This window comes from Tenacibaculum sp. MAR_2009_124 (assembly GCF_900105455.1).
Classification (GTDB): domain Bacteria; phylum Bacteroidota; class Bacteroidia; order Flavobacteriales; family Flavobacteriaceae; genus Polaribacter.
Genome location: NZ_FNSF01000008.1, coordinates 355812 through 377580, shown reverse-complemented (window position 1 = coordinate 377580; position 21769 = coordinate 355812). Strand labels below are relative to the sequence as shown.

The following is a 21769-nucleotide window of genomic DNA, read 5'->3' as shown; positions in this document are numbered from 1 at the left end:
GTTTTTAATAAACATTATTAACTATCTAAGCGATAGATAACTGAGATTCTTTTGAAATATTAAATAGAGGGTGAGCGAAACGAATTTTCCCTTTTTTTCGTTCTATAACTTCTGAAAATAAGTAACCATAGGGTTTTAAACCGAATAATTGCTTTCTAAATCTGTGAATTAAAATATTGATGTAATACTCGTCAACACTTTTATATAGTTCTTTAGAAAGTTGAGAAACAAGACCATCTACATTCACCCAACCGTCATTATTAGTTGGTAAATCTTCTTTTGAATCGGAAAACCTTTTTCTTGCTAAAATCAAAAGTAAATGATGATGACTACGTTCTCCTAAATTAAGTTCAAGACCGTCAATCATAATATTTACATGAACGCTTTCTTCATCCTCGCTAATTTTAAATTGAAATTCTGCTTGATCAACTAAGTTTCTTGTATCAACGGTTGCATTTAGTGGTTCATTTTCAATAAACAACCAATCCTCATTGTTAAGTCTGTATTTTTTTTCATGTTCAAATTCGATGGAGTAGGATACAGTTTCAGCCTTCCAGCTCATATTACTCGAATAATAGAACAGAATTTCTTCGTTTTGATCATCTGTGATTTTTTCAAAATTACCTAACTCCATAATTGTATCTGGGTTCGATAATGAAATTAAATAACTCACAGGAGGGTTTAGGTTTACTATTTGATATTTTGTCGACTCATCTTTTCCGAACTGAATAATATCATTTTCCTTTAACTTTGTAGAGGCATGGTGAAGATATTTTTTAGAAATAAGAGTTCCATTTCTACTACAATCTTGAAGATACCAGTCTCCGTTTTTCCACTCTATTACAGCATGTGATTGAGAAATATCGCTTTCGGCTATATGTATTGTAGAAACTTTTTGGTTCCTCCCAATTCTATTTTGGGTATGAAGTATTATAGCTTTATTAGAATGTATGCATTTAATAATTGCCATGGGTTTGAGGGGTAATAATTAGTAATAGTTTTACTTTAATTTGGTTAAAAAAAATAAAAACTCCAAGGGTCGTAATCAAAGTTAATGAAAGTAAGCAAATATTACAAGTGTAATTGTTTAATTTTGAAAACTTTGTGTTCAACAAGTTTGGTTTAGGATGGCATGTTTAATGCTTAATCGCCTTAACCGATGCGAAACATTTATAACCAGTAACATTACTTTTTCCAAGAACTAAGGGTACAAATTTAACTAGAAATTTTCATTGTTTTCTTGAAGCTGCTAAAGAAAAAAGAGATAAATCTTAGTAGTAATGTATATGTGTTTGCTATTCAGTTGTTTATTTAGGTTGTTTATTTGTTTATTTTTCTCCCCATAACTTATAACTAAATAACCTCAAAAACTTGAGGGGTACCTGTGCGAAATAAAATTATCGTTTTTATTGAATCTATATTCTCTTAATTATCAGGTATTTTTTATTTTTATATCAGGATATGGAACTTGTCTAACAATAAGAAGGGATAACTTTTAGCAAGAAAGATAAACAATATGGGGAATGGTTTTTTTTCGTCCTTGTTAATTGCGGGTGCAATTCAAGGTTTCGCATTTAATATTTTTACAATATCGAAACAGAAAAAAGTTAGTAAAGTTATTTTGTATCTAAATCTAACAGTTTTTTTTCTATCACTAAATAATTTGCAAGCTTGGTTGATTGATAAAGGCTATAGTGTTCAAAACTATTTTATTCAGCAATTTGAAGTGGCTTGGTATTTACTATTGTTTCCTATGTTTCATATGTTTTTACTTCACTATTTAAAAGTAAAAAATAGAGGAAATAGAGTTTTACCATTTTTTTTGAGTGTTTTTGTGATAGAATTAATAGTCCGTTCGGCTTTTATAATTCACTCTTATTTTTTTACAGATAATTTTGACCAATCTTTCATCCAGGTATATGAAAGAGTAGAAGAAGTGTTTAATGCTGTTATAGGTATTGGTATTATTACTAAATCAGCCTATTTGGTATTTCAGCAGAAAGAACTATACACGTTTATTACAGATTATGATGATATATATTGGATAAAAATCTTTTTGAAATTAGGAGGTTTGGTACTGATGTTTTGGGTTTTTGCCATATTCATTAATAATATTACTGGAAAAAATTGGGCTTATTTACCCTTAAGGTTAGGAACATCAGTGTTGTTATATTGGATAGGGTATCAAGGTTTTTTTAGGTATAGAATTGTTAAGGATAGAATTTCATTGAGAAATCATTTAATTAAAGAAGGTCATGAAAAAAGCAGTATTCTAGAGAGAAAAAAATCACCACTTACAAAGCATGAAAAGGACTTTGATAAAATTCATAACTATATTTCGGATAAACAGCGCTTTTTAGATCCAAAGCTAACCATGAATACTTTGGCCGATGAGTTAAAAATGAGTCCGAGTCATTTTTCGAAAATAATAAATGGTCATAGCAGTTCAAACTTTTCAGATTACATAAATTCTTTTCGAGTTGAGCAGGCAAAAAAGTTACTTTCCGATAATCATTTCGGAAATTATACGATAGCATCAATTGGTTTGGAATGTGGATTTAATTCAAAGTCTACCTTTTATTCGGCTTTTAAAAAAATGACGTCAATAACACCTACAGAATTTAGAAAGGTTAATTAAGAACTCATTTTGTCCTATTTGATTTAAAAGCATCCTAATTTATATAATTTAGATAATTCTGGACTTTCAAGTTTTTGATTTGTAGTAGTTTAGGTTTGTAGAATTAAAACTATAAACTAATTTAACTATGAAGAAAAAACTATTATTAATTAGTACATTTCTTATTTGTAGTATTGGGTATGCTCAAATAACCATTGAAAAAAGCACTGAGAAAAGCTTGGATCAAATGTTGAAAAAAGTTGACAAAACAAGCTTGAAGTCAGGCGTGTTATTAAATAGGTCAATGAATTTCTCAAAGATTCATCTATTTAACTCTGATGAAAATGATAAGCCAGCCAATTTTGCTTATATGCGGCAGGCTTTACTAGACCTTTACAATGCCTCAAAAGGAGAAAAATTCATTTCTTACTTAAATTTAAAAGAAAAATTAAAGAAAAGTGAAGAAACTGAAAACGTGGTGTCTTTAGGTTTGGTAAATACCGATTTTGAAACTTTGAATTACTCTGAAAATTCAAACAAAGAAAGTGGGGTGAAATTAAACGGAGACTCTTTTACACAACTTGTAGGGAAAAAACCATTTATTTCCCATCATAGTTTGCTCATATCTCCAATGAAAGATGCTGTCAAAGGAAATGTTATTAAGTTCAAATTATCAAAGGAATACTGGTATGAGAATTCAGATAAGAAGATTCAAAATTTGAGTATAAGGTTTAATGAAGAAAACTTTATAACACTGGTTGAAGCAGGAAAGATTGTTAGAAATACGATCAGTTATTCATTTAAAGAAACAGGAGTAAAAACACTAAAATTTAAAACTACATTTAAGGATGGAAGTATAAAAGAAACTAAGGGGAGTTTATATGTAATTACTGATGATATCCTTAGACGACCGCCAACTTCTAGTAGTGGATGTAGTTTAGGAGGAGCTATTGAAAATGGAACCGTAACGGCGGATATTCCTTTTAGGGGATATGACGAATCTTCTCCGTTATACGGTAAAATTGATTATAGAATATTCTTTAGAACGAGTGGTGGGAATACTTCGAGTACTTTAAGAAAACCTGTTATCATTATTGATGGATTCGATCCGCAAGATCGCAGAAGAATTCAAGATGCTGATTGTGCTGCGGATCCAGCATGTGCGTCAAGATATATTTCAGGAGGCCAGTTTAGCGCAGAAGAGCATCGATCTATTAAAGATATGATGAGCTATCAAGATACAAGTGGCGCTCAACAAAACTTAATTTGTGTATTAAGAAGCTTGGGATATGATGTTGTTATTGTTAATCACGCTACTTATACTTCAGGAGGAAGAACTATTGACGGAGGGGCTGATTATATTGAAAGGAACGGATTAAACTTAACGAGGCTAATTAGAAACCTAAATACTAGGTTGTCTAACAATAGTTCAAATGAAGGTTTGGTAATTGTAGGGCCAAGTATGGGAGGGCAAATTTCAAGATATGCTTTGGCTTATATGGAAAAGAAATATGCACAAACAAATCAATCACAATGGAATCATAATACGCGTTTATGGGTAAGTGTTGATAGCCCACATTTAGGAGCAAATATTCCATTAGGCTTACAAGCCTTAATCAATCAAGTAAAAGGAGATAGTTCTGCTGCGCAAGATTTTGCTGATAACCAATTAGGTTCTGCGGGAGCAAAACAACAATTAATTGAACAGTACAATGGTACGAGTGGAAGTTATTTGAACGCAAGGACTGTATCACAAGGGTATTCATATTCAAGAGGGGCTCCGTTTTTTAAGAATTTCTATAACAGTTTGTTTAATAATGGCTTGCCAGGATCTAAAGGATATCCTCAAAACTTGCGTAAAATATCGTTGGTAAATGGTTCTTTAAAAGGATCTCGAGCTTATGAAAATCCATTTACAGGCAATGCAAATGATGCTTTTGCAAATCATAGTCAGCAAGCGGTTAATTTAAGAGCATTTCAACGTATAATTACGGCAACCGTTCATATTGGAAGTATCGAAACATACTTTTTACCAAACACCTCTGGATATGGGAAAATATCAAGATTTAAAAAGGGATTTAACGATACTAGTATTTATACAACTAATAACAATTCTCGTGGAAATATGGACAATGTCCCTGGTGGCTGGTTCCCTGGACAATATGAGCTTGCTGCACCAGTTGTAGGAACAAGTCCTGTTGGTGTAAATGGAAGTTTTTGGACTTCATTTGAAGATGCTTTCGATAATATTGTTTCAGGCTTATTAAATTTACTTGGAGGGAATTATTGGAGTTTGAGAACATTAAAACATTCACATTCTTTTATAGCATCATTTTCTGCTATTGGACATTTAAGTCCAGATAGAAGTTGGGCGGGGCGATTGGATAAAAATTTGGTTTGTCAAAACCTGACCCCGTTTGATTCGTATTTCGGGCATGATAAAAATACTCAACATACAAGCTTCAACAAAGAAAGTGTTCCGTGGTTATTAGCTGAATTAGCAGGAAATGCACAACTACCTTACTTTCCTGTAAATGTTAGTAATTTGGTTGGAACATCAACCATTTGTAGAAATGAAACCAAAACCTATACGTTTACTAGTTGTTCAACTCCAGGAAACGTGCAGCAGTGGACTTCATCTTCAAATTTACCGATTATAAGCAGTACTGGAAACTCAGTGACAATAAGACCTCCAGCGGATAACAGAACTACTGGATGGATAAAGGCACGATTTACTAATGGGGTAACTGTTCAGAAAAATATTTGGGTAGGAAGACCAGGAAGCCCAGCAAGTCTTTCAGGACCAACAAGTGTTAATACGGGAGCACTGGTACGATATAATGGAGGGATTTCCCAAGGAGCGACGAGCTATGTTTGGTGGCTACCATACCCATTTGATGTATCAAGTCCGATTGATTATTTTGCTCAAAATTGGCAAATGGCTCCAACAAATCATAGAAATTTAACAGCAATGACAGGGTATGCTAGGAATAGTGGTTTAGTTCAGTTAATGGGTAATAACCGCTGCGGTAGAGGAGGAGCTAAATATTTAAGAGTATCTCATGCTTCATCTGGTGGAGGTGGAGGAGGATCTGGTGGTGGTGGAATTCCAAGAGTTGGCCCTCAGGGTCCAAAAGATGCTCCCGTTTTAAGAGTATATCCAAACCCGGCAACAGAGTCTATATTTGTTAACTTACCAAAAGTGCAACAAGATGAGGTTTTTGAGGTTGTTGTTTCTGATTTATCAGGAAGAGTAATTTATCAAAGAGAAACGATTGATGAAAGAGTAACTCTTGATGTATCAAAGTTTTCAAGAGGGTATTATATTGTGAGTGTTGGAAGCGAACATCAACAATTAAATAAAAAGATTTCTGTAAAATAGAATCTTGTTTTCAAAAACAGGTTGGTGCCATTCCAACCTGTTTTTTATAGATATCTTTCTGGTTTAAAAGAGGCTATGTTAATACTTGTGTTTTGATTAGAAATTAATTCAGAGACTAATTTTCCTGTTGCTGGCCCTAAACTCCATCCCATCATGGCGTGTCCGGTTGCAAGAGTAACATTATTAAAAGAAGATAGTTTTCCTATATAGGGCAATCCGTCTGGGGAACAGGGTCTTAACCCATAATCTGCATCATTGATAAATTCTTCATTAATTTTCAAATCTGGATAATACTTTTCAGAAGATTGAGCAATGGCTCTAACTCTTTTCATATTAATTTTGGTATTAATTCCTGCTAATTCCATTTTACCAGCGAATCTTGTAAATCCATCCATTGGAGTTACCGCTACTTTAGCTTCAGTTAATATCGCAGGAATCGTAATCCCTGTTTTCTTTTTTACATTAATTCTATAGCCCTTTCCTGGTACAACAGGAATTCTTAGTCCTAATTGTTTTACTAACATAGGAGTCCATGATCCTGAAGCCATTACTAATTCATCAAATTGAATTTTTTGTTGTTTTGTTTGGACGGAAGAAGCTTTTTTGCCAGATACATTTACAGAGATAACTTTCTCATTTGTAATAATATTTACTCCATTTTTTAAGAGGTATGAGGTAAACTCTTTCATGAAGTCTGAAGGCGTGGTATGTGAATCAGAATGATAATAAACAGCTCCTTTAATATTTAATTTAGCATTAGGTTGTAATTGTTGAGCTTCGGAAGCTTTTAAATGTTCGACATGCAATCCTTCTTGTATTGCTTTCTGTCCAATATTCCATTCTTCTTCTCCCATTTTATCAGATTGGTACAACATCATGAGCCCTTTCTTTTGGTAATAAAAATTGAAATCATCAGAGGTTTTTATATCCTCGTACAGTTCCTGACTGAACACATTAATGTTTTTTATTATAGGAATCGATTTTTCTACTTTTTGTTTGGTAGATGCTTTTTTAAATAACCATGCCCATCTAAGAAAATGAGAATTTAAAGTTGGTTTTATGGATAGAGGACTTGTTGAACTAAACATCCATTTAAGCCCTTTGTTTATAACACCAGGAGCGGCTAAAGGAATTATATGGCTAGGTGTTATAATTCCTGCATTCACATGAGATGCACCCGAAGTTAAATCCGATTGATCAACAATCGTTACATTGTGTCCTTGTTTTTGTAAGTAGTAAGCAGAACTTAAACCTATAATTCCACCACCTATAATTAATACGTTTTTATTCATAGTTTAAATTACTTGAAATCCGTGAGCATATGGATCGTCTTGATCGTCTATAGTTATGGTATTGTAACCATATACCTTTGCCCATCCTTGAATACTCGGGATGATAGCTTTTGCACCATTTAAGGTAGTTTCTTCTTCAACTCTCCCAATAAACTTACTACCTATATAGCTTTCATGAATAAAGTCTTCGTGTAACTTCAATTTTCCTTTGGCATATAACTGAGCCATACGAGCCGAAGTTCCAGTTCCACAGGGACTTCTATCGATTGCCTTATCTCCATAAAAAACAGCATTTCTACTTGATGAATTTGAGTCTATCGGGTTACCTGTCCATAAAAGATGAGTAACGTCTTTTATACTTTCATTTTCAGGGTGAACAAACATGTTGGGAAATTTTTTGTTGATTCTAGATCTGAGGACTTGAGAGTACTGAACTATTTTTGAAGCTTTGAAATTATGTACACCACCGAAATTAGCTTGAGGATCAATAATCGCATAGTAATTTCCGCCGTACGCAACATCAAAAAAAAGTTCCCCCAATTCAGGACAGTCAATTGATAAGTTCTCGGCAGCCAAATAACTTTTTACATTCGTTAATTTTACCCATTCAACCTTTCCGTTTGTTTGTTTATACTCAATGTCAACTAAACCAGCAGGAGCTTCCATCTTAAGTTTTCCAGAGATTTTGGGTTTGATTAAACCTTCTTGTATGCCTATGGTAATAGTACCTATGGTTCCATGGCCGCACATTGGTAAACATCCTGAAGTTTCTATAAAAAGAATGGCAAAATCGTTATTAGGATTATGAGGCGGAAAAAGAATGGAACCACTCATCATATCGTGTCCTCTAGGTTCAAACATTAAACCCTTACGAATCCAGTCATATTCTTTTAAAAAGTGTTGGCGTTTTTCACTCATAGTGGCACCAATTAAAGTGGGGGTTCCTCCAGTAACAAGTCTAACTGGATTACCGCAAGTATGAGCATCTATGCAAAAAAATGTTGTCTTCATGAGTAAGTTTTTTACCCCAACCTAACCTCCCTTAAGGAAAAACACCCTTCTAAGCTTTTCCTTTCAGGAGAGGTGTAGGTCAGTATATTATATTGGTTGATTCGTTAATTGGTTATTAACTAATCGTAATATACCTAATGAATTTTCATTTTTTAATTCTTCAGGTAATAACTCATTTGGCCAATTTTGAAAGCTAAAAGGTCTTACCCATCTTTTAATAGAACTTGTTCCAACAGCTGAGAATCTCGAATCTGTTGAAGAAGGATAAGGGCCACCATGAACCATAGACGGGCATACTTCCACGCCTGTTGGTACACCATTGAAAATGATACGCCCTACCTTAGAATATAAGAGCGAAAGTAAATAATTATACTTATTTATTTCTAAAATATTTCCTAAAATTGTACCTGTAAGTTGTCCTTCTAAACAAGAAATGGCTTTTTCTAGCTCCTGTTTGTCTGCACATTTAACTAATAACGAAAAGGGACCGAATACTTCTTTTTGTAGATTAGGGTTGCTTATAAAGTTTTCACCAGAAACAATAGCTAGTGTTTGTGGGGCGTAGTTTTCATTAGATATTTCTTTATTATAAGTAACTTTTACGGATACATTTTTTTCTTCAACTACTTTCTTCTGATTGTTTGAAAAAGCCTTTTTAATAGAAGGATTTAACATACAGGTTGGATTTATTTTTATAATCTCTTTACTTAAATGATTAATGAAGTTATTAAAATAATCACTTTCAATTCCAAGAATTAAACCAGGGTTTGTGCAAAATTGCCCTGTGCCTAAGGTAATTGAGTTGGCGTAGGTTTTAGCTAATTCTTCTCCACGAGTCTTAAGGGCATCAGGAAGTATAACAACAGGGTTAATGCTACCCATTTCAGCAAATACTGGAATTGGAATATCTCTTTTAGAAGCGATATCAAATAATGCTCTACCTCCTTGTATACTACCTGTAAAACCTATAGCTTTAACTTGTGAATGAGCCGCTAGTTTTTGACCAACTTCGATTCCTTTAGAATTTAAATTTGAAAAAATACCATTTGGCATTCCTGTTTCTTTTGCAGCTTTTATAATTGCGGAGGCAACTAATTCTCCTGTGCCTGCATGCATTGGATGTGATTTTACAATAACAGGGCAGCCGGCTGCAAGAGCGGCAGCTGTATCTCCTCCAGCTGTTGAATAAGCAAGAGGAAAGTTACTTGCACCGAAAACAACTACTGGACCTAAGGGGATATTCATTCTCCTTAAATCGGGTTTGGGCATTGGTTTTCTGTCTGGAACCCCAGTATCTATACTAGCTTCAACCCATGATCCATTACTAACAAGTTCTGCGAAAGATCTCAATTGAAAAATGGTTCTTGTTCTTTCACCAATAGCTCTTCCTGGAGGAAGCCCTGTTTCTGAACAATAGGTTGTAACTAAAGTGTCTCCAAGATTTAAAATTTCATCAGCTATTTTATTCAAAAACTCCGATTTTTTTTTACCAGGAAAAGTTTTGTAGTCCTCAAAAGCTTGATTAGCTATAAATAACGCTTGATTTATTTCATCGTTGGAAGCTTCGTAAAAGAGCGTGCTGTTTTCTTTTTGTAATTCAGGATTATATGTTTTGTATGTTGTTTTACCTGTTGCTGATAACTTATTTCCTATGTAGTTTTGACCTGAAATTTTTGTGATGGTAGTTGTTGCCATGAGATTTTTAAGTTTTGTTGTTGAATAGTTTATAACTTAGATAAGTTAGGTCTGGTTTTTATACCATTTTCTATTATTTGAAGAACATTTTCTCGCTCTTTATCGATAAGGGGCAATCTTGGAGCACGAACATTTTCCGTACCAATTCCAGTTGCTACTTCTGCTAATTTTATATTCTGTACTAATTTAGTATTAATATCTAGTTCTAACAATGGTAAAAACCATCTGTAAATCTGTAATGCTTTGTCGTATTCTTTTTGCTTCATTAAGCTATAAATGGCCACGGTTTCTTTAGGAAAAGCACAAACTAATCCAGCTACCCAACCGTCTGCACCTAACGCCAAACTTTCAAGGGCAAGGGTGTCAACACCACTTAAAATAGCAAGTCTGTTGCCAAAGCGATTTTTTATTCTAGTTACATTAGAAATATCTCTGGTTGATTCTTTAACGGCTTGAATATTTGGACAAGAATCTAGCAAACTTTCGAACATATCTAGTGTGACTTCTGTTCCATAATCAATAGGATTGTTATATACCATAATTGGTAATGAGGTAGCGTTCGCGGTTTGTTTAAAATATTCTATTGTTTCCCTAGCATCAGCTTTGTATCGCATTGGAGGCAACATCATTAAGGCAGAAGCCCCATCCTCTTCAGCTTTCTGTGCTGCTGATATAGCGTTTTTGGTGGTCTGCTCGGCAATATTCATAACTACGGGAATGTTTCCCTTAACAATACGAACAGTTTCTTTAATTAAGACACTTTTTTCTTGGCCGGATAGAGTAGAAGCTTCCCCTAAAGTCCCTCCTAAAATAATACCATGAACTCCAGCTTTTAATTGAGCTTCGATATTTACCTCAAACATTTCTAAATCTAAAGAATCAGTATTTGTGAATTTTGTGGTTACAGCTGGCATAACCCCTTTCCATTGAATATTCATATTTTAGTTTTTAACAAATTTAAAATCAAATTGAAATATATTTTAGCCTTAAATTACCTGATAGTAATAGTATATTATCTTTTTATTGATATGTTTAAATGTTTATTAGCATATATTTTATAGTTTTATAGGATTATGATCGTTTTACCATTTAAAATTCCAAAGACTAAAAATTTAGGAGTAACCTATCAGGAAGATAGAGGAAAGTTCTTTTTCGATAAATTACATGAGCACGATGAAATACAAATAACTAGAATTGTAAGTGGAAAAGGAACGGTATTAGTTGGAAATGCAATTCATGAATATTCCGACGGCGATATTTTTGTGATTGGGTCGAATCAGCCGCATATTTTTAAAGCAGAAGTGTCTTCAGAAAAGGAATCGTTTATGCAATCGTTGTTTTTTACAAAATATTCGTTTGGGAAGGAGTTTTTTGAATTGGATGACTTTAGAGAAATGGACGAATTCTTTTTGAATTCTCGCACAGGGTTTAGGGTAAAGTTTGATAAAGGAAAACTGTATACTTATTTTGATTTATTGATGGCTGGTAGTGATTTCGACCGTTTTCTCTACTTCTTTAGTATCTTAAAGTTATTGAGGAAGGGGAAAATAGAGAAACTGTCTAGCTTTATTGATAATAAAGAATATTCGGATAATGAAGGTAAGAAAATGCGGAATATTATGGATTTTACATTAGAAAATTACTCGCGAAAGATTGATTTGGTAGATGTGGCTGAGATAGCAAATTTAACCGTAAATGCCTTTTGTAGATATTTTAAGCAACGAACGAATAAAACATACTTCACTTTTTTAAATGAAATTAGAATTGACAGAGCTTGTAAACTTTTAAAGAATAAAGAATATTTAATTACTGAAGTTTCAGAGATGGCTGGCTTTAATAATTTGTCTAATTTCAATAGAAAATTTAAAGAGTTAAAGAAAATGACACCATCTGAATACCGTATTAGTTTCTAAAATGTTAAGGAGAAGTGTGGTTTTTTAAAAAATTAACAATTTTTTGAATGCGGTTGTTTATATTTGACATCCTATTACTATATGCTACATGAAAATTAACGTAACTCTTCTCGTTTTGCTGGTTTCGTTTGGACTTAAAGTTCGGGCTCAAGAAACATTACCAATTTATTTCGATTATTTATCTGATAATGTGTTTTTAATTCACCCGGCAGCAGCTGGTGTTGGTGAATGTGCAAAAATTAGATTAACTGCGAGACAGCAGTGGGCAGGAGTAAGAAATGCTCCTGAATTACAAACATTGAGTTTTCATTCTAAAGTAGGACCAGATTCTAAAGCAGCTTATGGTGTTGTTTTGTTTAATGATAAAAATGGTTTTCATTCACAAAAGGCACTTCAAGGTACTTATGCATATCATTTACTTTTAGGAAATGAAAATCAGTTTAATCAATTGTCGTTTGGATTATCAATGTCGGTTGTGCAAAATCAGGTGGATCAAACCAATTTTTTTAATGATCCGACGGTAAGTCAGGTAGTGGAGAGTAATTTGTATTTCAATGCTGATTTTGGGATGGCTTATCATTATGGTGGATTTTCATCATATTTAACGATAAAAAATATTTTGCTTTCGGCAAAGGGTCAATTAAATGAGGAATTTGAGTCTTTAAACTTAAGAAATTATGTTCTTGGTGCGGGATACTTTTTCGGAGACGAGGACAAAATTCAGTTTGAGCCATCATTTATGTTTCAATATAAGGATCAAACAGGTGAGAAACTTGTTGATTTGAATATGAAAGTATATAAAACACTTGAAAATAGTAAAGCACAACTATGGGGTGGTATTTCGTATAGAAAAGGTTTCGATGGGAGTATATTCGGAGATTCAAATTACGTGTCACCATTTGTAGGTGTAAACTATAAAAGGTATATGTTTGGATATACATTTACAAAGCAATCCGGAGATGTTGTATTTGGAGACGGAAACTTTCATCAATTATCTTTTGGTATGAATGTATTGTGTAGAAAAAGAAGAGGATCTGCATGTCCAAATATTAATGGTAGATTATTTTAAAAATCTACTTCTTCGATACTTATTGAAGGTAAATAATCACTTAATATATTGCTTAAAACGGATTTGTTTTTGTTAATTAGAAACAGATTTGTAGCGGTTCTTTTTTGCGTATTTAAGAGCTGATGTTTAGATAATACATTTTTAGTTTGTATTGCTACGGCATGCCCAGAGTCGATAATTGTAACTGAAGAGCCCACAATTTTTTGTATTTGAGGTTTTAAATAAGGATAATGGGTACAACCTAATACTATATGATCGGCATTAGCTTCAATCATAGGGTTGAGGTATTTGTTTAAAAGAGCATCCATTTCTTCAGATATTATCTTTCCATTTTCTATTAAATCAACAAGACCTTCGCCAATTTGTTCAATTATTTTCGGGTTAGATATTAGATTTGAAGATGTCGTTTCAAACAGTTCGCTATTTAAGGTTCCTTTGGTAGCTAGAATACCTATAATATTTGTTTGTGTGCGCAATGCTGCGGGTTTTATTGCAGGTTCTATACCTATGATAGGTACATCGTAATTTTGTCTTAAAACCTTTATTGCGTTAGTAGTAGCGGTATTGCACGCAATAACTATGATTTTAGAGTTTTTCTCTAATAGGTATTCAGTGTTTTTAATAGCTAAATGAACAATTTCATCCTTTGTTTTATTTCCATAGGGTGCATTTTTACTATCGGAAAGATAAAGTGTGTCTTCAAAAGGTAAGAGGCTGTGAATTTCTTTCCAAATAGAGGTGCCTCCTATACCGGAATCGAATATGCCAATGGGATGAATTGTTTTTGTCATAGTGTTACAAAAATAAAAAAACCTGCTCTATTGTGGAAAGCAGGTTTTTTTATTATATGAGTTTAGAATGTATTAAAAACCTAATTTAGTTTTTACAGCATTGTATATGTCTTCACCTTTATCGTATACGATTAACCCTTTACCTGGAGCAGCGTCAAATACATAGATAATACTTTTTTCTGCTGCTACTGCTTTAATTGCATCTTCAGCTTTCTTTAAAATAGGAAGAGTTTTCTCTTGATATTTTTTCTGTAATTCTTGCGCTGCTTGTTGTTCAGCTTGAGCAATTTTTTGTCTATCTTGTTGAACTTCAATAGCTCTTTTTTGATTCTCTTCTTGAGTTTGACTCTTACCCTCAGCTTCGTATTTAGTTATTTTAGCTTTAAGTTTATTAATTAAACTCTCAATATCGTCGTTATAAGTCTTCTTTAATTTTTCTAATTCTGCTTGCATAGCCTTAGTTTCTGGCATGCTAGATAACAATTTATCAGTGTTAATATGTGCAGTTTTTTGCGCGTTAGCAACACCACCTAATCCAACTGTAAAAATTGCAACTAATAATAACTTTTTTAAATGTTTCATTTCTGTTGTTTTGATTTAATAATTATCTCTATTCTTGATTTATTTGTTTTTTTCTTCTTGCTGTTTCTTTTCTAATTCTTTCTTTTTCTTTTCAGCTTCTTTGGCTTTTCTCAAGGCTTCTTTTTTCTCTTTAAGAAGCTTCCTTTTGTCAGCTTGAGCCTTTAAACGAGATTTCCTTTGTTCTTCAATTTTTTTAATTCTTTCTTCTCTTTCTTTTATTTTTTTCTGTTTAAGAGCTTCTCGTTGTTTTTGTTTGTCGCTTAAATCACCTTTATTACTTAAAAGTTCTTTTTTAGCTTCAATTTTCTCCTTTTTCGCTTGTTGTTTTTGATCAATTTTGATCATTTTCACAATAAGGTCGCTAATATCGTGTTTTTTATTAGAATATAACATTACTAATTCAGAAGATTTGTCAAAAACAAAATCGTACTTCTTTCTTTTTGCAATATCTTGAATCGCATTGTATACTTGGTCTTGTACAGGTTGAATAAGTTGTTTTCTTAAATTAAACATATCTCCTCTCGGACCAAAGTATAAAGACTCTAAACGTCTCAATGCTTCTTGTTTCACTTGTATATCTTCTTCACGCTCTTCAATAAGTTCTTTCGTTAATATTGCTTTTTCATTAGCTAAATCGGTTTTTTGAACTTCAATATTACGAGCTTCTTTATCTAATTTATTGCGCCATTTTTCAACCTTCGCATTTAATGCATTTTGTGCGTCTATATATTCAGGAATATTCTGAAGAATATAATCCATGTCAATATAGGCTAAGCGTTGACTTTTTTGTGCAAAAGATACAGTTACTATAAGTAAAAGAACGATTGTAAGAATGTTTTTTTTCATCTTGTATATAATGTGTTTAGAAAAAACCGTGCCAAAAAACCAGACACATTACAAATGTATGGTTTTAGAACTGTCTTCCAATAATAAAATGTGTTTGCCAACCTGAATTAGTCGGGTCAATTGTATCTTCAAATCCTGGTAACGGATCAAACCCATAACCAAAGTCTATACCTAGCAATCCAAAGGCAGGCATAAAGATACGTACACCAACTCCAGCTGAACGTTTTAATCTAAACGGATTAAAGTCACTAAAATTGTCATAAGAATTACCTGCTTCTAAAAATCCTAATGTATAGATAGACGCTGATGGTTTATCGGTTATTGAATAACGTAATTCTAATTGGAATTTGTTATAAATAGCACCTCCATCAACTGAAGAGATTCTGTTGTTTTCATATCCTCTAAGACCAATTACTTCTCTTCCATCTAACTGCCCTTGAGCAATTCCATCACCTCCTACAAAATAACGTTCTACTGGTGTTAAACCTAATTCATTATTATAAGTTCCTAAATATCCTAATTCGAAATTAGACATTAAAACTAATTTGTTAGCTAATTGGGTATACCATTTACCTTTAGCAGATAACTTATAATACTCTAACCACTTATACTTATCGGCAAAATAAGACTGCTCTTTAGGTGATCCAGGGAAGGCATCATCAGGTCTGGTATAATCTTTTCCGTTTATTAATGAGTATGGTAAAGTAGCTTTTGCGCGAATTGTAAATTCAGAACCATAGGTTGGGAAAATTAAACTTGGTCCTGCCGAGTTTCTGGTAAGCGCAACTGTATATGCTAAATTGTTAAGATCACCTTCACTTAAAAATGCATCAGTCGAAGCCCCTACTCTATATCCATAGTTTTGAAGCTCGATACGTTGGTAACTGATCGATTGAGACAGGCTGAAATAATCATCAGGCCATCTTAAACGCTTTCCTAAACCAACTTGCGCACCAATAATACTTAAACTTTGATTTCTGTCTACTGTATTTGTTCTAAAATCAAAACGATATTGATTAGACATATATACAGAGAATGATAATGATTGTGGTGTTTTTCCTCCTAACCATGGTTCAGTGAATGAGAAACTATAGGTATTAAATGTTCTACTCGCTTGTAAACGCAATGAAAGGCTCTGACCATCTCCCATAGGTAATGGTTTATAAGCTTCTTTATTGAATATGTTTCTTACCGAAAAATTGTTGAATGATAAACCTAAAGTTCCAATGAAAGATCCTCCACCGTAACCTCCTTGAAGCTCTATTTGACTCCCTCCTTTTTCAACAACTGAGAAGTCAATATCGGCCGTTTTATCTTGGTAATTAGGTTTTACATCAGGAGTAACATTCGTGTCGAAAAATCCTAATTGACCAATTTCACGAATAGATCTAATAATATTTTGTCGGCTAAAAAGATCACCTGGTTTTACACGAAGTTCTCGGTAAATAACATGATCATTCGTTTTGTCATTACCTGATACGGTAACCTTTTTGATGGTAGCTTGCTCGTCTTCTCTAATACGTACTTCTACGGTAATTGAGTCGTTTTTTACCTTTGTTTCAACCGCGTTTACTTGAGAAAATAAGTAACCGTTGTTGTGGTAAAGAGTTTGGATATCTTGAGAAGAGGGAGTTCCATCACCAGAAATTCTTTCCTTAAGAACTTTTCCGTTATAAATATCTCCTTTTTCAATTCTCAAAAGAGCCTGTAACTGCTTATCAGTATAACTTTTATTACCAACGAAAAGAATATCGGCAAATCTATATTGACGACCTTCTTCTAAGTCTATTTCTAAGTTAATCGTATTATCATCGTTCCAAGTAACTTTATCAGCTAAAACTCTTGCATCTCTGTATCCCTTTTCGCTATACATTTCAAGAATCTTCTCTAAATCTTCCTTGTAGTCTTCGATAACATATTTAGAAGATTTCCAAAAACGCCCTAAAAACTTACGCTTAGTGTTTTTCATTGCACCTCTTAAAGAGGCATCAGAAACGGCTTCGTTTCCAGTAAAGTTTATCTCTTTAATTTTAACACGATCTCCTCTATCAATAAAAATACTCATTGTAACCGTATTTACATCTGAGGTGTCTTTTTTCGTGTCAACAGAAACTTTGGCCTTTAAATAACCCTTATCTGTATATTTTTTCTTGATATAATTTCGAGTGGTTACAATTAAGTTATCAGTAACCATTACACCTTTTCTAAGTTCAGTTTCTTTCTGTAAATCTTTAGCTTTTGATTTACTAACACCGTTTATGTTTATTTCAGTAAGTTGAGGAAGCTCTTCAACATCAAATTGAAGGTACACTGTTTCACCGTCTCTTTTTGATAGATAAACGTCTACTTCACTAAACTGTTTACTTTCATAAAGTTTTTTAATTGCACTCGTAAGTTTATCCCCTGGAAGTCTGAGTGGTTGACCAGTTACTAGTCCCGTATAAACTCTAACGGTTTGCTCACTGAACTTCTGTAATCCCGTAACTGTAATACCCCCTAAAACATATTCTTTCCCTTTTTCGTATTCAATAACACCTGTTGTACTTGTGCTATCTTTAGCTATTTCTTGTGCTTTTAAATTAACTGCAAAAAAAGCAGTAATTATTAGTGCAAATAAAAATGAATTTCTATTCATTGGTTTCAATCTGTTCACTTGTTTTTCCAAATCGTCTTTCCCTGTTTTGATAATCTAATATGGCATTAAAAAGGTGTTCTTTTCTAAAATCAGGCCACAGTACATCTGTAAAATATAACTCTGCATATGCCATTTGCCATAGTAAAAAATTACTTATTCTATGTTCCCCACTTGTACGTATCATCAAATCAACGTCTGGCAAATTAAACGTATATAAATGATTATTTATAATTTTCTCGTTAATTTTTTCGATTTCTATTTCATTATTAACAACTTTTTTAGATATGTTTTTAATAGCGTTAACAATTTCCTCTCTTGAACCATAACTAAGGGCAAAAGTCAATGTAATTTTCTGATTGTCTTTGGTTTTGTCTATTACATTGCTGAGAACTTTTTGAGCAGATTTAGGCAAGCTTTCGGTGTTTCCGATAGCATTCACCCTCACATCTTTTCTCATAAATTCAGGTAGTTCTTTTTTCAGAGTAGTAATAAGCAAGCTCATTAAAGCATCTACTTCAAGTTTTGGTCTATTCCAATTCTCAGTAGAAAAGGCATACATTGTTAAGAATTTTACGCCTAAATCAGAAGCTGTATCGGCAGTTTCTCTAATAGCGGTAAGAGCATTTCTATGCCCAAAAACACGTTGCATTCCTTTACCTTTTGCCCATCGACCGTTGCCATCCATGATGACGGCAATATGATTAGGAACCTTATGTAAATTAATGCTTCGTAATTTTTTTTCCATATGTGTTATTCTGTTAATCCACTATAACATTGTGGTCTTCCAAAGGTATAAACAATTGATAAACCTGTAAAGGTATATAAATCATTTCCATTTCCTCCAAAATTTAAGTTGTTAATTTTTGGGGTGCTATAGTCGATATCGTCAGTGAAGGTATATCTAGCGCCTATTTCAAAAGCAATAGCAAGATTGTCAAAGAGTAACCCCTTAACACCAATTCCAAAAGGAATGGCATAAGAAAATTTACTTTCAAGACGAATGATATTATTAGAAACCATTTCAGCAGGGCTTTTGTAATTAAAAAGAGCTATTTGAGTAAATATATATGGAGTATAGGTAGTTCTATAATCGCTAATATTATAGTCGAAAAAGTTGAATTCTGCTCCAGCCGCAAATTCATGAACGGTGTTTGAAAAACTTCTTCCTTGAGTTTGCCTGAAAGGATTATCAGCATCTGCATCATTGGCTGAAGTTGGAATGTATGTATAATTTCCTCTAAGCGCTATTCTTGGGTTAATATTGAATTTGTAAACAATTCCTCCCGCTAATTTATTTGGATAAATGTAGTTGGTTCTACCAATATCACCAATGAAATTAGAGCCACCGATAAAAGCCCCTATTTCATGGCTTTGAGCTAGGGTAATAGTCGAAATTATTGTAAATAATATAAATGTAACTCGTTTTCTCATTGTAAAATTAGCGTGCAAATATAGTAATTTGAATTTGCTTTAAAAAGTTAATAAATTGTCTTTTCTGATTAACTTTTTTTTCATCAAATTATTGTGGAAGGAGCGTTAAAGTGCTTCATTTCGCGTGTCTTCTCCCCATAATAGTTTACTCCTGAGTGTTTTTAAATACGATTGATTTTTCAAGACAATGCTTTTAATGGTAAAAGGAGCTTTTTTAATATAAATGCTAGTTCCTATATTTACTGTAGCAATTCTTGAGTCTAGCGAAACTAAATAGTCCTTCTCTCGTGCATTTACTTTTAACTCAATTGATGTGTTGTCAGGGATAATCATGGGGCGAGCGTTAAGATTATGTGGCGCGATAGGAGTTATAATTAAACTTTTTGAGTTAGGTAAAATTACGGGGCCATGACAACTCAGTGAGTACCCCGTTGATCCTGTTGGTGTTGCAATTATTAGTCCATCAGCCCAATAGTTCGTTAAATACTCGCCATCTAAGTATGTTTTTACGCCGATCATAGAAGTTGTGTTTCTTCGGGCGACGGTTATTTCATTAAGTGCGAAATTAATTTCAGAGAATTCCTTTGTTTCTGGATTCGTTTTAATTTCTAACAAGGTTCTTTCTTGAATTGTGTATTCCTTATTAAGTAATAAGGCAATAGCTTCATTTATTTGATTTTTTTGAACAGTAGCTAAAAAACCTAGTCTTCCCGTGTTTATTCCTAAAATAGGAATGTTAAGATCTCTAATATAGGTAACAGCCCTTAATATGGTTCCATCTCCTCCCATAGTGAATAGTACATCGAATGAGTTTGAAAGATCGTTAAAATGCGCGTATGTTGGGTACTTTTTATCAAGCGACAGCTGTTGCGTTAATAGATTGTAGAAATCTTGCTCAAAGAAAACCACAACATTGTGCTTATTTAAAATAGAAAGTAATGTTTTAATTTCTTTTTCAGAAGAAATTGTATAAGCTTGGCCGTATATAGCTACTTTTTTCAAAATATTGGTCTAATTTAGGTTAAGATACTTTGATTACATATCTAGGTACTTTCTCAAATACCTTGCTCTGTCTTTAAGTTCTTCTAAGTAAGAGTCGTCTTCATGTTGCGTAACTACAGTATAATCATATCTTCTAAAAGTTTGGATAATATCATTAATAACATCTGTTGAAACTTTTAACGTAATTTGAATAGTTTCTGGGCTTTCAAATGAAATATACATTCCTAAAAGTTTTCCTTTGTTACTCTCAATTATTTGAGAAATTTCACTCATGGAGTAGTCCGTATTATTCTTCTCAACAATTAATGTATCACTATCTAAATGTAGGAATGGACTATCGGCTAAAACGTCTAAGATATCACCCAATTCATAATATCCAATGTAGTTGAGTTCTTTGTCTAAAACCGGAATTAAGTTACTATCATTATCAGCGAACAAAGAAATTAAGTCGAGTAAAGTTGCGTTTTCACTGGTGTAAAAATGGTCAAGAAGGTAATCATATTCTTTTAAAAGAGCTTCTTTATTATCAATCGTTTGAATATCACTACCAGGCAAACAGCCAACCAATTTTCCGTTTTTTACAATTGGTATATGTGTAATTGGCAGTTCTCTACATAATTCCTGAGCAGAACCCACGGTGTGATCAAGGTGAAGTTCTCGGATTTCGTTAAGTATAAAATCGTTAATATTCATTAGCACGAATATAGGTTAAAATGATTTAATGATTTACTTTTGCATAGCAATAAAGCTTTACTAATATACCAAGCAATTTTTATAATGACAAAGTTAAGTGTAAATATAAATAAAATAGCGACGTTACGTAACTCGAGAGGAGGGAATGTTCCAAATTTATTACAAGTTGCTAAAGATGTTCAAGAGTTTGGTGCCGAAGGTGTTACTATTCATCCAAGACCCGATGAAAGACATATTCGTTATCAAGATGCATATGACTTAAAGCCAGTAGTTATTACTGAGTATAATATTGAAGGTAATCCAATTCCGAAGTTTAAAGACTTGGTATTAGATATAAAACCAACACAGGTTACTTTGGTGCCTGATGGAAATGATGTTTTAACATCGAATGCTGGTTGGGATACTGTAACTCATCAGTCGTATTTAAAAGATGTAATAGCTGAGTTTAAAGAAGCTGGAATAAGAACATCAATTTTTATTGATGCAGATTTGAAGTTGATAGAAGCGGCTGGAACCATTGGAACAGACAGAATTGAGTTGTACACTGAAAATTTCGCAACGGAATTTGCAAAAGGAAATAAGGATGCTGTTAAAACTTATACTGATGCAGCTATTTTGGCTCATGATTTAGGATTAGGTATTAATGCAGGGCATGATTTAAATTTGGATAATATTGAGTTTTTTAAGAAAAGTATTCCAAATTTAGCGGAAGTTTCGATCGGGCATGCTTTAATTTCTGAGAGCCTCTATTTAGGGATAGAAAATGTAGTGAATATGTATTTACATCGACTTAAAGGATAATTTTTTAAG

At 33.1% G+C, this 21769-nt stretch carries 18 protein-coding genes; 5 read left to right on the top strand and 13 right to left on the bottom strand.

Features of this window, described 5'->3' with window-relative positions; translation table 11 throughout:
- Positions 1 to 25 precede the first annotated feature (25 nt).
- Positions 26 to 970 carry an FHA domain-containing protein gene (locus BLW23_RS21655; protein ID WP_093673880.1) on the bottom strand — a complete coding sequence of 315 codons (945 nt, stop codon included), beginning with the start codon at positions 968 to 970 and terminating at the stop codon, positions 26 to 28.
- 546 nt (positions 971 to 1516) lie between these two features.
- Between BLW23_RS21655 and BLW23_RS21650 the strand changes: the two genes are divergently transcribed.
- Positions 1517 to 2638, top strand: a complete 1122-nt coding sequence (locus BLW23_RS21650; RefSeq protein ID WP_093673878.1) for a helix-turn-helix domain-containing protein — start codon at positions 1517 to 1519, stop codon at positions 2636 to 2638.
- A gap of 127 nt (positions 2639 to 2765) precedes the next feature.
- Positions 2766 to 5999, top strand: coding sequence for a T9SS type A sorting domain-containing protein (locus tag BLW23_RS21645; RefSeq protein WP_093673876.1), 3234 nt, complete (start codon positions 2766 to 2768; stop codon positions 5997 to 5999).
- 44 nt (positions 6000 to 6043) lie between these two features.
- Here the strand turns inward: BLW23_RS21645 and BLW23_RS21640 are convergent, their stop codons facing one another.
- From BLW23_RS21640 to BLW23_RS21625, 4 genes are all read right to left on the bottom strand, one after another.
- Positions 6044 to 7291, bottom strand: coding sequence for an NAD(P)/FAD-dependent oxidoreductase (locus tag BLW23_RS21640; RefSeq protein ID WP_093673874.1), 1248 nt, complete (start codon positions 7289 to 7291; stop codon positions 6044 to 6046).
- Positions 7292 to 7294: 3 nt separating this feature from the next.
- The gene (locus BLW23_RS21635) at positions 7295 to 8302 is read right to left on the bottom strand and encodes a 4-hydroxyproline epimerase (protein WP_093673872.1); all 1008 of its coding nucleotides are present in this window, start codon (positions 8300 to 8302) and stop codon (positions 7295 to 7297) included.
- A gap of 87 nt (positions 8303 to 8389) precedes the next feature.
- Complete coding sequence (locus tag BLW23_RS21630) at positions 8390 to 9997, bottom strand: aldehyde dehydrogenase (NADP(+)) (protein ID WP_093673870.1); 1608 nt, start codon at positions 9995 to 9997, stop codon at positions 8390 to 8392.
- 29 nt (positions 9998 to 10026) lie between these two features.
- Positions 10027 to 10935 carry a dihydrodipicolinate synthase family protein gene (locus BLW23_RS21625; protein WP_093673868.1) on the bottom strand — a complete coding sequence of 303 codons (909 nt, stop codon included), beginning with the start codon at positions 10933 to 10935 and terminating at the stop codon, positions 10027 to 10029.
- Positions 10936 to 11070: 135 nt separating this feature from the next.
- Here BLW23_RS21625 and BLW23_RS21620 point away from each other — a divergent pair, with 135 nt between their 5' ends.
- Positions 11071 to 11910, top strand: a complete 840-nt coding sequence (locus tag BLW23_RS21620) for an AraC family transcriptional regulator (RefSeq protein WP_093673866.1) — start codon at positions 11071 to 11073, stop codon at positions 11908 to 11910.
- 88 nt (positions 11911 to 11998) lie between these two features.
- Complete coding sequence (locus tag BLW23_RS21615; RefSeq protein ID WP_093673864.1) at positions 11999 to 12979, top strand: PorP/SprF family type IX secretion system membrane protein; 981 nt, start codon at positions 11999 to 12001, stop codon at positions 12977 to 12979.
- Here the strand turns inward: BLW23_RS21615 and murI are convergent.
- The 8 genes from murI to BLW23_RS21575 form a co-directional block, all read right to left on the bottom strand.
- On the bottom strand, positions 12976 to 13770 hold the full coding sequence (gene murI / locus BLW23_RS21610) for a glutamate racemase (protein WP_093673862.1): 795 nt from the start codon (positions 13768 to 13770) through the stop codon (positions 12976 to 12978). The genes BLW23_RS21615 and murI overlap by 4 nt on opposite strands.
- Before the next feature lie 72 nt (positions 13771 to 13842).
- Entirely contained in the window at positions 13843 to 14352 is a 510-nt protein-coding gene (locus tag BLW23_RS21605; protein WP_093673860.1) for an OmpH/Skp family outer membrane protein, read from the bottom strand.
- A 39-nt stretch (positions 14353 to 14391) separates the two neighbouring features.
- Positions 14392 to 15198: an OmpH/Skp family outer membrane protein gene (locus tag BLW23_RS21600; RefSeq protein ID WP_093673858.1), complete on the bottom strand. Its 807-nt coding sequence runs from the start codon at positions 15196 to 15198 to the stop codon at positions 14392 to 14394.
- Between the two features lie 64 nt (positions 15199 to 15262).
- On the bottom strand, positions 15263 to 17833 hold the full coding sequence (gene bamA / locus BLW23_RS21595) for an outer membrane protein assembly factor BamA (protein ID WP_093673856.1): 2571 nt from the start codon (positions 17831 to 17833) through the stop codon (positions 15263 to 15265).
- Positions 17826 to 18578, bottom strand: coding sequence for an isoprenyl transferase (locus BLW23_RS21590; RefSeq protein ID WP_093673854.1), 753 nt, complete (start codon positions 18576 to 18578; stop codon positions 17826 to 17828). The genes bamA and BLW23_RS21590 overlap by 8 nt, the downstream gene beginning before the upstream one ends.
- 5 nt (positions 18579 to 18583) lie before the next feature.
- Entirely contained in the window at positions 18584 to 19264 is a 681-nt protein-coding gene (locus BLW23_RS21585) for a type IX secretion system protein PorG (RefSeq protein WP_093673852.1), read from the bottom strand.
- 105 nt (positions 19265 to 19369) lie between these two features.
- Positions 19370 to 20266 carry an NAD kinase gene (locus tag BLW23_RS21580; RefSeq protein WP_093673850.1) on the bottom strand — a complete coding sequence of 299 codons (897 nt, stop codon included), beginning with the start codon at positions 20264 to 20266 and terminating at the stop codon, positions 19370 to 19372.
- 33 nt (positions 20267 to 20299) lie between these two features.
- Positions 20300 to 20959 carry a CBS domain-containing protein gene (locus tag BLW23_RS21575; protein ID WP_093673848.1) on the bottom strand — a complete coding sequence of 220 codons (660 nt, stop codon included), beginning with the start codon at positions 20957 to 20959 and terminating at the stop codon, positions 20300 to 20302.
- 84 nt (positions 20960 to 21043) lie between these two features.
- On the opposite strand from BLW23_RS21575, the gene BLW23_RS21570 reads away from it, so the two are divergent.
- Positions 21044 to 21760, top strand: coding sequence for a pyridoxine 5'-phosphate synthase (locus BLW23_RS21570; protein WP_093673846.1), 717 nt, complete (start codon positions 21044 to 21046; stop codon positions 21758 to 21760).
- Positions 21761 to 21769 lie beyond the last annotated feature (9 nt).

What these genes read in the sequence shown, in the direction of transcription:
- BLW23_RS21585 (WP_093673852.1), bottom strand. Translation starts at nt 19,264, where the DNA reads ATGAGAAAACGAGTTACATTTATATTATTTACAATAATTTCGACTATT.
- BLW23_RS21645 (WP_093673876.1), top strand. Translation starts at nt 2,766, where the DNA reads ATGAAGAAAAAACTATTATTAATTAGTACATTTCTTATTTGTAGTATT.
- BLW23_RS21620 (WP_093673866.1), top strand. Translation starts at nt 11,071, where the DNA reads ATGATCGTTTTACCATTTAAAATTCCAAAGACTAAAAATTTAGGAGTA.
- BLW23_RS21635 (WP_093673872.1), bottom strand. Translation starts at nt 8,302, where the DNA reads ATGAAGACAACATTTTTTTGCATAGATGCTCATACTTGCGGTAATCCA.
- murI (WP_093673862.1), bottom strand. Translation starts at nt 13,770, where the DNA reads ATGACAAAAACAATTCATCCCATTGGCATATTCGATTCCGGTATAGGA.
- BLW23_RS21650 (WP_093673878.1), top strand. Translation starts at nt 1,517, where the DNA reads ATGGGGAATGGTTTTTTTTCGTCCTTGTTAATTGCGGGTGCAATTCAA.
- BLW23_RS21655 (WP_093673880.1), bottom strand. Translation starts at nt 970, where the DNA reads ATGGCAATTATTAAATGCATACATTCTAATAAAGCTATAATACTTCAT.
- BLW23_RS21640 (WP_093673874.1), bottom strand. Translation starts at nt 7,291, where the DNA reads ATGAATAAAAACGTATTAATTATAGGTGGTGGAATTATAGGTTTAAGT.
- BLW23_RS21605 (WP_093673860.1), bottom strand. Translation starts at nt 14,352, where the DNA reads ATGAAACATTTAAAAAAGTTATTATTAGTTGCAATTTTTACAGTTGGA.
- BLW23_RS21630 (WP_093673870.1), bottom strand. Translation starts at nt 9,997, where the DNA reads ATGGCAACAACTACCATCACAAAAATTTCAGGTCAAAACTACATAGGA.
- BLW23_RS21590 (WP_093673854.1), bottom strand. Translation starts at nt 18,578, where the DNA reads ATGGAAAAAAAATTACGAAGCATTAATTTACATAAGGTTCCTAATCAT.
- BLW23_RS21570 (WP_093673846.1), top strand. Translation starts at nt 21,044, where the DNA reads ATGACAAAGTTAAGTGTAAATATAAATAAAATAGCGACGTTACGTAAC.
- bamA (WP_093673856.1), bottom strand. Translation starts at nt 17,833, where the DNA reads ATGAATAGAAATTCATTTTTATTTGCACTAATAATTACTGCTTTTTTT.
- BLW23_RS21575 (WP_093673848.1), bottom strand. Translation starts at nt 20,959, where the DNA reads ATGAATATTAACGATTTTATACTTAACGAAATCCGAGAACTTCACCTT.
- BLW23_RS21600 (WP_093673858.1), bottom strand. Translation starts at nt 15,198, where the DNA reads ATGAAAAAAAACATTCTTACAATCGTTCTTTTACTTATAGTAACTGTA.
- BLW23_RS21625 (WP_093673868.1), bottom strand. Translation starts at nt 10,935, where the DNA reads ATGAATATTCAATGGAAAGGGGTTATGCCAGCTGTAACCACAAAATTC.
- BLW23_RS21615 (WP_093673864.1), top strand. Translation starts at nt 11,999, where the DNA reads ATGAAAATTAACGTAACTCTTCTCGTTTTGCTGGTTTCGTTTGGACTT.